Origin of the sequence: Flavobacterium sp., from assembly GCF_036759525.1 — a bacterium.
Lineage (GTDB): Bacteria > Bacteroidota > Bacteroidia > Flavobacteriales > Flavobacteriaceae > Flavobacterium.
The window spans coordinates 187,458-198,538 of sequence record NZ_DAIOUN010000004.1; the positions used below are offsets into that span (position 1 = coordinate 187,458).

Consider the following 11,081-nt stretch of genomic DNA (forward strand, 5'->3'; position numbering starts at 1 on the left):
TTGTATAAAAAAAATCCACTTCTTAGAAGTGGATTTTTAATCTATTCTTGGGTTAAATTACGAAGTTGAGCCAGTTTATCCTTCCAGGTTTTCAACTCATCCTTATGTTTTTCAATGTTTTTAAAAACTTCTTTTACAAGAGGATTGTCTTTTTTGGCATGTGTGAAAAATTGAATGTTATTTTCCAATTGGAATATTTCCGATTGTACTTCTTCTATTTTACGAATGATAAATATTTTTTCGCTTTCAATTTTTCGGGCATCATCGGTACCGGCTAATTGTTCTATTTTGTTTGAGAAACGCATCATGTCGCTTTCTTTTTTACTCAAACTCAATTTTTCAAACAAGGTATCCAATACTTTATTAAACTTTCCTTCAACATGTCTTCTGGAAAAGGGAACTTTTCCTAAGGTTTTCCAATGTTCAATATGTGCTTTAATGGCCTCTAGATCGGTTTTGTGGTCACCCACCAATTCAAAATCTTTCAGGCTGTCTAAATAAGCTTTTTTCTTTTCAAACGCTTCAATTTCTTCAGAATTTGCTTCATTTCGAACCGCCTTCATTCGGTCAAAATACTGGTTGCAAGCTTCTTTGAACTCTTTCCAAACTTTATCCGAATATTTTCGAGGTACGTGTCCAATTTGTTTCCATTCTTCCTGAATTTGTTTCATCAATGGAGTTGTGGCTGCAAAATCTTCACTGCTACTCATTGACTTTGCTTTTTCAACCAAAGCCAATTTTTTATTCAAATTATCGGTTTGTTCTTTTTTAATGTCTTTGTAAAATGCGTTTTTGTGAGCATTAAAATTGCGTACAGCAGTTTTAAATTCTGCCCAAGTATCTTCATTTACTTCACTCGGTACTTTGCCCGCACTAAAGAAAGCATTGCGAAGCGATTCTACTTGCTCAATTAAATTTTGCCATTGACTATGGGCTGTAACTTCTTGGGTAGCCAATTTTTCAATTTCGGCTATTATTTCCTTTTTCTTAGCCAAATGTGTGAGTTCTTTCTCGCGTTGGCCAGCAAACAAACTTTCTCTTTTATCATGCATTTGTTTGGTTAGCGAACTAAACTGATTCCAGATTTCTTCGCGATGCTCTCTGTCTACAGGGCCAATATCTTCTTTCCAAATTCGATGTAAATCTTGAAGCTCTCGAAAAGCTTTGGTTACATCTTCTTCTTGCAGTAACTCCTCTACACGGCTAATGATTTTTTGTTTTTGTTCCAAATTGTGTTTGAAATCCAAATCACGAGCTTCGCGGTCTAAATGCAAATAATCATAAAAGTTTTCTACATGAAAATGGTAGTTATTCCAAACATGATTGTATTTGTCTCTTGGAATTGGACCAATGGTTTTCCACTCTTCGCGTAATTCATTAAAATGCTTGAGTGTATCTTTTATGTTTTCTTGTGGATTGATCAGGTTTTTTATCTCTTCAACAATTTCCAAACGTCTATTGAGATTGGCTTGTAAATTGTTTTGCAAACTTTTAAAATGAGCGTTTTGTTTGGATCTAATTTGTTTGTAAACCGAATCAAATGTGTTTTTTAACGGCAAATGATATTCAAATTCTTCGTTTGGATCTGAATTTTCGGCTAAGAATTCATCTCGTTTTTCTTCAATAAAATGATTGTATTTTGAGAGAAATTCTTTTTTTATTTCTTCTACGTGTTCCTTGATAGACATTACTTTGTCAACTTGAGAAAGTTTCTCCAATTCAGAAACCAAAGCTTCCATGCTCATAGCAGCATAATCCAGTAAAGGAATGGAGTGACGCTCCTTCAAGGTTTCGTCTTCACTCTCTTCGGCGTTAGATTCATCTATGGCTTTTAAAACCGCGTCATTCCCCGAAGATTGATTTGTATCGTCTTCATTTTCGGGTTCGGATTCGGTTTCAATAGCTAGTGTTGAAACTTCTTCTGAAACTAAAGTTGGGGTTTCAGTGGGTTCCATAGCTAATTGATTTTCTGAGTTTCCGTCTGTCTCCAGATTTTCAGAGGACAGGTTATCATTCTTTTCGTCTAACATTGTGTTAATGTGTAAGGTTCGTAATTAAAGGCGAAAGATACTAAAGTGTTCTCAAAAATTCAAAGAAATCCTATTTTTTGTGCCTTTTAAAGATTGAAAATTACTCAAAAAGAAGGCGTTAGAGTGATTTAAGGTTGAATTGGTGTTACTTATTCCAAATTTTCCAACCTTTTTCGGCTTGAAACCGCAACATGTCATATCCGTTTTGAGTTACAGCTTGATGGGCTTTGGCTCGTTTTAAAAATTCGGTTTCCTCAGGATTGTAAATTAAATCGAAAGCAATATGGTCTTTGGTAAAAAATTCATACGGAATAGGGGGACAGTCTTCAATATTTGGAAAAGTACCCAATGGTGTACAGTTGATTACAATTTGATAATTATCAAAAGTGGTAGCATTAATGTATTTGTACAGTAAGGTGTTTTCTCCCGAATTTCGGGAAACAAAAGTCACTAAAATTCCCAATTCTTTCAAAGCAAATGCCACAGCTTTTGAAGCACCTCCGGTACCTAGTATCAAAGCTTTTTGATGATGCGGTTTCAGTAATTTTCGAATAGATTTTTTAAATCCGTAACAATCGGTATTGTGTCCTTTTAATTTACCTTGGGATGAAATAGCAATGCAATTTACCGCTCCAATTTCACGGGCTTTTCGACTCAATTTATCCAAGTAGGGAATTATTTTCTCCTTGTACGGAATAGTCACATTAATTCCGGATAAGCTTGGATTTTTTTTCAAGACTTCCGGAAATTGATCTATCGATTTAAGATCAAAATTCACATAACTACAATCTTGTAGAGCTTCGGTTTTAAATTTTTCGGTAAAATAATTTCGAGAAAAAGAGTATCCGATGTTTTTTCCGATTAATCCAAAAAGTCTAGTTTTTTCTTGTTTTTGCTCCATACCATTCTAAGGCTAATACCATAAAAATTCCAACTAAAATATAAAATACCGCCCATGCTGTATCTGCAGTCAATTCGGGAAGGTATCTTTTGTATGTTGCTACAATATAATTTCCGTTTCTATCTACCAAATAGTTTCCATTGCTCATTGCATAAACTTTATTTTTCCATGGCCAAACTACTCCAAGCGAACCGATTATAAAACCCAAAATTGAAGCGTAAGTTACTTTTTTAAAGTGTTTTATCAAATAACTTAAAAGATTGGAAAAGGTAACCAATCCGGTGAGTGATCCCAAAGTGAAAAAAAACAATACTTTTAAAAGATGTATTCTGGCGGGATTGGCAAGAAATGAAAAATCTCCAACCAGTAGGTCTGCAATTGTATCGTAGAGTGAATTCACAGAGTCTACCAATAACAATACATAATTACCCATAAGCATCATAATAAACGAGCCGGATAGGCCCGGCAATGTCATTCCCGAAACACTTATGATGCCACAAAGAAACACAAAAAGCAGATTTGAATTTTCGGTAGCCGGATCAAAAAAACTGATTCCAATTCCTAAAAAAGCACCTACTGCCAAGGCCGTTCTGGAGGTTTTGGTCCACTGTCCTTCAAAATCTTTATTGATATAGTATATAGAACCAATTATCATTCCGAAGAAACAAGCCCAAACCTGTATTTCATATCGAGATAGTAAAAAGTCTAAAAGTTTGGATATACTAAAAAAACTTATGACAATCCCCAATAGGAGAAGAGACAAAAAAGGGCCATTGATGTATCTGTAAAAACTTTTGAACCTTCGGGCAAGTAAAAACTTAAATGCTGTTTTGTTTACTCTTTTAAAAGAGTAAATGAATTCTTCATAAAAACCGGCAACAAACGCCACAACACCTCCTGAAACCCCCGGTATTTTATTGGCCAAACCCATGGCTATTCCCTTAAGAACCAAGAAAATTTTATCGGAAATGGAACGTTGTACGGGCATCTATTTTGAAAATTTTGTAGCGGTTTTTTCAAGAATAAAGATAGTCAAAAATCCCAAAACCATCAATATTACGGCAAGAATCAAAGAGTTGTCACCATCGAAATGATGTGGTAATATACTTTTTTCCAGAAAGGGCACTTCTTTTCCGTGAGAATCCAAACGGGTAGCAATGACTTTTTTCCAGGGCCATACTTTGTTTAAAGAACCTAACATAAAGCCACAAAGCAAGCCAAGAGTGGCATTTTTATGGGAGTCAAACATCCAATGCAATACTCTTGAAAATAGTTTTAAACCCAATACAGCTCCCAATCCAAAAAGGAGTAATTTGGTAATAGCTTGTAGTAAAATAGATGTGTCCCATTGTATTAAACCTTCTCTAAGTTGATTTATGGTGCCTATTACTACAGCATAAGAACCCATGAGAAGCAAAATGAAAGCTCCTGAAATACCGGGTAAAATCATAGCAATAATTGCTACAAATCCGGAAAGGAAGAGATAAAAATTACTGTCGGGCGAGCCTACCGGTTCAGCAATAGTAATATAATAAGATAAAACCGTTCCTATCCCAAATAAAACTAAAGTTTTAAAAGCCCATTGGTTAATTTGCTTACCCACAAAGTAGATGCTGGCAACCACCAAACCAAAGAAAAAAGACCATACCAAGATGGGTTGGGTAGCTAATAAATGGGTAATTACTTTAGATAAAGTTAATATGCTTAAACCAATACCGGATACCAAAGCCAATAAAAAGGATCCATTGATTTGTTGCCACGCGATTTTAAAACCGTTATTTTTCCAAGTTTTAAAAAAGGAAAAATCTATTTTATTAATGGTGTCTATGAGTTCTTGATAAATTCCGGAAATAAAAGCAATGGTGCCACCTGATACACCCGGAACCACATCGGCTGCTCCCATAGCCATTCCTTTGAGAGTTAGAAGCAAATAATCCGGAAAAATTTTTCTCATAAAAAAAGCGTCCCATTTGTGGAAACAGGACGCAAAATAGGTATTTTTTTTAAACAGATTCTAAAAATTCTAAAAAGAATTTAAGTGTTTTTGAATAATTTGTTGCACGTTTTTTTGATTCCAAATGGTAGGAAATAATTCTTCTACCAAAGTGTGATGTTTAGGGTTTAATTGCAAGCCAATGGTAAGGTGAAATTTCCCTTTTTCGGGTTGTTGTGTCATGAAATACAATCCGGCCAAACGGTATGCAATTTCATATTCATCCGGAAAGTATTCAGAAGCTTGAACCAGTGTTTGAATGGCATTGTCAAATTCGCCTAAAAACTGAAGTATGTCTACCCAAAACAACCAAGTGTCCAAATGGGCATCACCAAATTCAACCGCTTTTCGATACCCAAATTCGGCCTCTTCAAAGAAATTCATTTGTTTGTTTATCGTGGCATATCGTTTCCAATACAATTGATTTTGGTTGTCTATGGCCAAAGCTTTATTTACATAAAACAATGCTTTTTGGTAATTCTTTTGACGAATGTAAAAATCGGTAATGGCTATCCAACCTTTATCTAAAAGGGGGTCTTCATGAACGGTTTGGTTGTAATATTTTAACGCTTCGGCTTTATTGCCTAATTTTTCATAGCATTTTCCAATACGTAGCAAGGCATACGAAGTAGGATCTTCCAATTCGATAGTTCGTTGGTAAGATTCAATAGCCTCTTCAAAGCGTTTTAATTTTTCGAGTGATTTTCCTTTTTCCATGAAAGCCCCAATAAACTCTTCATCAATCAAAGTGGCATAATCAAAACAAAGCAATGCATTTTCGTAATTTTTAATACTGTAACTGAGTCTTCCTTGTTGATGCCAAGCAATTTCGCTGTAAGGGTTTCGTTCAATGTAAGCTTTCAGGTAGTCTATGGCTTGTTCATGTTGATCTAAAAATTCAAAACAATACACCACATTGTAAAGTGCGGCTTGATCTTCCAAGTCAACTTCTAAACAGCGAATAAAATTAAATTTTGCCATTTCTAAGTTGTCCATGAACAGATATTCCATACCCATCAAGTTGTAAACATCAGCCAGGTCATCGGTAAAAGTCAAAGCTTTTTCCAATTCGACAATAGCTTTATCGTGTTGGTCTCTTTTAGAATAGATATTGGCTTTTTGGATGTAAATTTCTTCGTTGTGAGGTTCTATGGCGTACAACTCGTTGAGCATTTTTTCGGCTAAATCGAGTTTGTCATCATAAATCAACATTTCAATTTGTACCAATTTTAAACCGGTAGATTTTGGATGTTGTTCGAGAGCTAATTTTAAGGCCTTTTTGGCCAGAGTTGCCTTGCCTATATCAAGGTAATGAAGAATAATCTCTTCAAATTCTTCCGAATCAAAAAAGAAAACTTTATTGGTTTTCAACATCGATTCGAATCTTGATAAGGATACGTTGTAATCGTCTTCTTCGTGACTTAAATGCATACTCGATTCGTTTAAAATTATCCTACTCTAAAATTAGGAAAGGAATGTCCCGGTTTGATTTTTTTTTAGATTTGTTGTAAACAATTTAATTAACATAAAGTCGGTTTTACTTTTGTAGCGGGGTTTTAAAGCTATAAATTCCCATATTTTAAACCTTTTTAGGTTAACTACTCGAGGTTCTATTCCGGTTTACTTCATCCAAAGCTTCTAAAATAATGGCACAACCCTCTCTAATTTCATCTTCCGAAATGGTTAATGGTGGTGTAATTCGAATGGCTCTACTTTCAAAAAGCAGCCAAAATAAAATAAGCCCCTTATCTTGACATTTGAAGATAACTTCATTGGTTATTTCTGCAGAAGGAACCAGGGCTGCCAGCATTAATCCTTTTCCTCTAATTTCTTCTATCAAAGGATGTACCAAAAGTGAACGAAAAAGTTTTTCTTTTCGAATAGCTGCCGGCATGAGATCGGTTTCCAGAATTTCTTGTAAGGTAGCCAGACAAGCTGCCGCAATTACGGGATGACCGCCAAAGGTAGTAATATGGCCCAATTTTGGTTGGTCACTCAACAAGTCCATGTATTCCGAACGGGAGGTAAACGCACCAACAGGCATACCGCCTCCCATACCTTTGCCCATAACCAATATATCCGGTACTACTTGGTAATTTTCAAAGCCAAATAGTTTTCCGGTTCTGCCAAATCCGGGTTGAATTTCGTCTATTATCAAAAGGGCACCCACAGCTTCGCAACGAGCTTTCAATAAGGTTAAAAATCCGTTTTGGGGTTCAATAAATCCTGCTCCTCCTTGAATGCTTTCTACAATAACGCCGGCGGTTTGTGTGGTTACTTTTTCTATATCCTCCAAATTATTGAAGGTAATAAAATCGACATCAGGAAGTAAAGGACGAAAAATTTGTTTGCGTTCTTCAAATCCCATCACACTCATAGATCCCATAGTGTTGCCATGATAGGCATTGTAACAAGATATAAATTGACTTCTTCCGGTTACTCGACGAGCCAATTTTAAAGCTCCTTCTGTTGCTTCGGTTCCGGAATTCACCAAATAGGTTTTTTGTAGTGTTGGAGGAAGATGTTGTGCCAATAGTTTACAAAAGGCTACAGCCGGATTTTGGGCATATTCACCATAAACCATAACGTGAGAGTAAGTGTCTAATTGCTCTTTTATGGCTTGATTGACTCTGGGATGTTGATGCCCCAAACTGCAGGCTGAAACTCCGGCAACAAAATCTAAATATCTTTTGTTTTGCGTATCATAAATATAGGAACCTTTGGCATAGTGCACCTCCATCCCTAAAGGGTGGGGTGTGGTTTGTGCCTGATAGGTTAAAAAGTCTGACTTCATAGGGATATTACTTAGGAATACGGACTTATTTTTTTTTGTTTTTTATAGCGTCTAAAGTTTCTTTACGCACTTCTAAAGGAAGATTTTCTTGATCAACTTCTGTTTTCTTTTCTTCAATCATTTTTTGTTCGTATTCATTTTCCTCGGGAGGAAAAATGTCGTCTTTAGACCGAATTCGTTCGTCGCCTCTCCAAATAAAACCTCTTAACTTTCTGGCGTTTTCCGGAAGTTCGGTTTCCGGATACATAATTCCTTCGGCTCGCTGAAAAAAGGTTAGGGTTTCAATTTGGTTGTCTATTAGCGTCATGTTGATTTGACTGCTTTTGCTTTTATCTATTCCAACCAACTCATCTTCATCATTTCTCATGTAATAAATGACCTCCGTATTCTTGACAATATCAACTTCATAAAGTTTGTTGTCTCTGAATTTTCCGTAAAGATTTTGCCCTTTGATTTGATTGTATCCGGTGCCTAATGTGTCTTTAGCTATCAAAAAGGTATTGTTTAACACTTTTAAAGAATCTAATTTTTCCGTTTCTTTATTAGAAATTAAATGCATTACATCTCCGGTCATTTGGTTTTCTTGATTCCACATTACAGGTCTTCCAATGAGTTTGGTAAGGCCTAATTTTTCAGAGGAGTGAAGAGAATCACACTTTCCACTCATATCGGTTTTGTAAAAACGTACATTCTTAAAGGCTCGAACAATGCGTTCTTCGGGTTTTCCGGTTATTATAAGTTTGGTTCCATGTACGTATAATGTATCTTGATCTACCAGTGTCATAGCAACAGCTCTTTTGGTCATCATTAACGAGTCTTTCAATCGATATACTTCACCATAGTGGCCTTTTACGATACTTTTATTGATAGAATCGGTTACTTTAACATTACGCGTAGCCGAGGCAAATTCAATATTTCGGTCGTAGTACAAACTGTCGCCTTGAATGAGCCGATTGTTGTATTTGATATAAGAGTTTTTTACAAAATGGGCTTTGTTGAGTTTGGTGTTGTAAAAGCCTTTTTCGGTGTATATGTAATTTTCTTTACTGGTAATGGTTGAGGGCCCAAATAAATAGGCATGACCGCTATTTTCATAATAATCCAAATGATTGGTTTTAATGACATATTTGGGATTGGTAATGGTAACGGCATTTCTAAATTGATACATTTTTTGTTGCACCAAATAGACTCCGGATTGACTTTTCAATACGTTTTCTTTATCGGTTATAGTCCCTCCGGTTTTGTAGGATGCTTGTTGGGTGTTTCGATCAAAGTATAAAGTTTCTGTACGTAAATTTGAACTCGGAGATGTCATAACTACATTACCATTGGCATAGGCCAGCTTATTTTCACCATTATATTCGGCATAAGTAGAAGTTAGGGTTATTGTGTCACCTTGTACCATTCTAATGTTACCAAAGGCTTTGATGTAGTTTTCTTTCTGAAACCAATAGGCTTTGTTGCAATACATCAATATACCATCGTGTGCCACGCGAACATTCCCATAAACCAAAACCGCATCGGGAACTTCAGTTTGATTGACATCCAAAAATTCGGAGTATTCAACAACTATTTTTTCCGCTTTCTGAGCAAAAAGGGTTGTAGAAATCAAGAATAAAAGAATCAGAAAACTATATTTTTTCAACGGAATTATTTTTGCCAAAATTACTAAAATTGTTATACCTAAACCGGTTCTTAAGAATATTTTAGGTTACAACTTTTGGGTTAACCCAACAAAGTGTACTGGTTTTTGTCTTTTTACTAAAAGAAAAGCAGCCCCAAAAAAGGCTGCTCATCCGAATATATAGAGTGAAAATTGAGAAAAACTTAATTTAAAGTCGGTAATAGTACGGTATCAATTACGTGTATTACACCGTTAGAAGCCGAGATATCTGCTGTAGTTATAGCACCGGTATTGCTTAGAGCTTGTATGACACCTTGGTTGGTTACACTAAAGCTGCTTCCTAATAGTGTAGTAATAGTTCTAGGCTTGTTCTTAGGCACTACACTATTAGACAATCTTCTGCCTTCAACAACATGGTATTGTAGCACACGCAATACCAAAGGAGCCGGAATTTCGGTAATGTTTGATACTCCCAATGCGGTATATAGGTTTTGAAATGCTTCATTTGTTGGTGCAAAAACCGTATATTGGTCTCTTCCATTTGCAAATAAAGGAATTAATCCCGCATTTAATTCTTGGTCTACATAAGCCAATGCACTTACCAATTCGGTAAAATTTGCTCCAACAGCTAGAGCTGCTATAGATTGGGTTCCGGGTGCAAGGGCTGATCTATCGGTACTACCGGGTACAATGGGTAACAATACAGCATCTATAACATGGATTATTCCATTTGATGCCGATATATTGGGGGCTGTTATTTGAGCGGTGTTGCCTACAGCAGTTATAGCTGCTTGTCGGTTTACTGTGAAAGTAGCACCTAGTAATGTGGTAATGGTACGATCTTTAACGGGGGGCACTACACTGTTTGCCGCTCTTCGGCCTTCAACCACATGGTATTTTAACACATCCAAAACCAACTCTGCCGGTAATTCTTCAATGCCCGATACTCCTAAAGCATTGTATAAATTTTGGAAAGCTTCATCGGTTGGAGCAAATACGGTAAATTGATTTCCATTAGATGAGAATAAAGGCACCAATCCGGCATTCAATTCTGTGTCTACAAAAACTAAGGCATTTACTAATTCGTTAAATTGTGCATTTACCGCTATACCGGCAATTGGAGTATTACCCGGAGCCGGACTACGTTGTACTTGTTGCTCATTAATTTTTTCCAATGTTTCTACAAGAGTAAATTTGGAACTCGAAGTGTCTTCTATAGTTTCATTGTTTTCACAAGAAACAAATACAAAACTCGACAAACAGAACAACAGGACAGCTCTGCTAAAGGAAACTTTTTTTGTTTGATTACTTTTCATTTTTTTTTGATTTTTAGTGATTTATAGTTCTGTAATTTGTGTCACCATACCAAAAATTAGCTAAGTAGAGTTAGATTGGGTTTTGTTTAATCTTTTTTTTATAAAATTAAACAAAACTGTTTTGGCTTCCAACTTAATTTAAAAAAGGAACTGAATTTTAGTTAAAAATTAACAATTTTGTTAAAGTTTATAGGTGAATTCTTATAGTTTGTTTTATTTTTTGTAGTTTTACGATAGAGTTGCAAATTACCAGTGCGGATGACTTTTTTGCAGTATTGAGTTCGATGGGAGGTGATGTTATTGTTAATCCCTCTGCCTTTACGGTTTTTGCCGGGACGCATACCTATTTGTTTACTGTTATTCCGACAGGGGCTTATACGGGAGGAGTTTATTCTTTTGAAATAGAGGGAATAAACAAAGATG

At 35.8% G+C, this 11,081-nt stretch carries 9 protein-coding genes; 1 reads left to right on the top strand and 8 read right to left on the bottom strand.

What is annotated here, in order from left to right; genetic code table 11:
• Nucleotides 1-41: 41 nt before the first annotated feature.
• From V7M80_RS05480 to V7M80_RS05515, 8 genes are all read right to left on the bottom strand, one after another.
• The gene (locus tag V7M80_RS05480; RefSeq protein ID WP_333694613.1) at nt 42-2,030 is read right to left on the bottom strand and encodes a DUF349 domain-containing protein; all 1,989 of its coding nucleotides are present in this window, start codon (nt 2,028-2,030) and stop codon (nt 42-44) included.
• Between the two features lie 145 nt (nt 2,031-2,175).
• Nucleotides 2,176-2,931, bottom strand: a complete 756-nt coding sequence (locus tag V7M80_RS05485; protein ID WP_333694614.1) for a shikimate dehydrogenase family protein — start codon at nt 2,929-2,931, stop codon at nt 2,176-2,178.
• Nucleotides 2,906-3,919 (bottom strand): DUF368 domain-containing protein, encoded by a 1,014-nt coding sequence (locus V7M80_RS05490; RefSeq protein WP_333694615.1) that lies wholly within the window; start codon nt 3,917-3,919, stop codon nt 2,906-2,908. Before V7M80_RS05490 ends, V7M80_RS05485 begins: the two co-directional genes overlap by 26 nt.
• Nucleotides 3,920-4,885: a DUF368 domain-containing protein gene (locus V7M80_RS05495; RefSeq protein WP_333694616.1), complete on the bottom strand. Its 966-nt coding sequence runs from the start codon at nt 4,883-4,885 to the stop codon at nt 3,920-3,922.
• Between the two features lie 69 nt (nt 4,886-4,954).
• The gene (locus V7M80_RS05500) at nt 4,955-6,355 is read right to left on the bottom strand and encodes a tetratricopeptide repeat protein (protein ID WP_333694617.1); all 1,401 of its coding nucleotides are present in this window, start codon (nt 6,353-6,355) and stop codon (nt 4,955-4,957) included.
• A gap of 163 nt (nt 6,356-6,518) precedes the next feature.
• The gene (locus V7M80_RS05505; RefSeq protein WP_333694618.1) at nt 6,519-7,718 is read right to left on the bottom strand and encodes an aspartate aminotransferase family protein; all 1,200 of its coding nucleotides are present in this window, start codon (nt 7,716-7,718) and stop codon (nt 6,519-6,521) included.
• A 25-nt stretch (nt 7,719-7,743) separates the two neighbouring features.
• Entirely contained in the window at nt 7,744-9,363 is a 1,620-nt protein-coding gene (locus V7M80_RS05510; RefSeq protein WP_333694619.1) for an OstA-like protein, read from the bottom strand.
• A 182-nt stretch (nt 9,364-9,545) separates the two neighbouring features.
• Nucleotides 9,546-10,658, bottom strand: coding sequence for a fasciclin domain-containing protein (locus tag V7M80_RS05515; RefSeq protein WP_333694620.1), 1,113 nt, complete (start codon nt 10,656-10,658; stop codon nt 9,546-9,548).
• Nucleotides 10,659-10,897: 239 nt separating this feature from the next.
• On the opposite strand from V7M80_RS05515, the gene V7M80_RS05520 reads away from it, so the two are divergent.
• On the top strand, nt 10,898-11,081 hold a 184-nt coding region (locus V7M80_RS05520; protein WP_333694621.1), incomplete at its 3' end, for a hypothetical protein.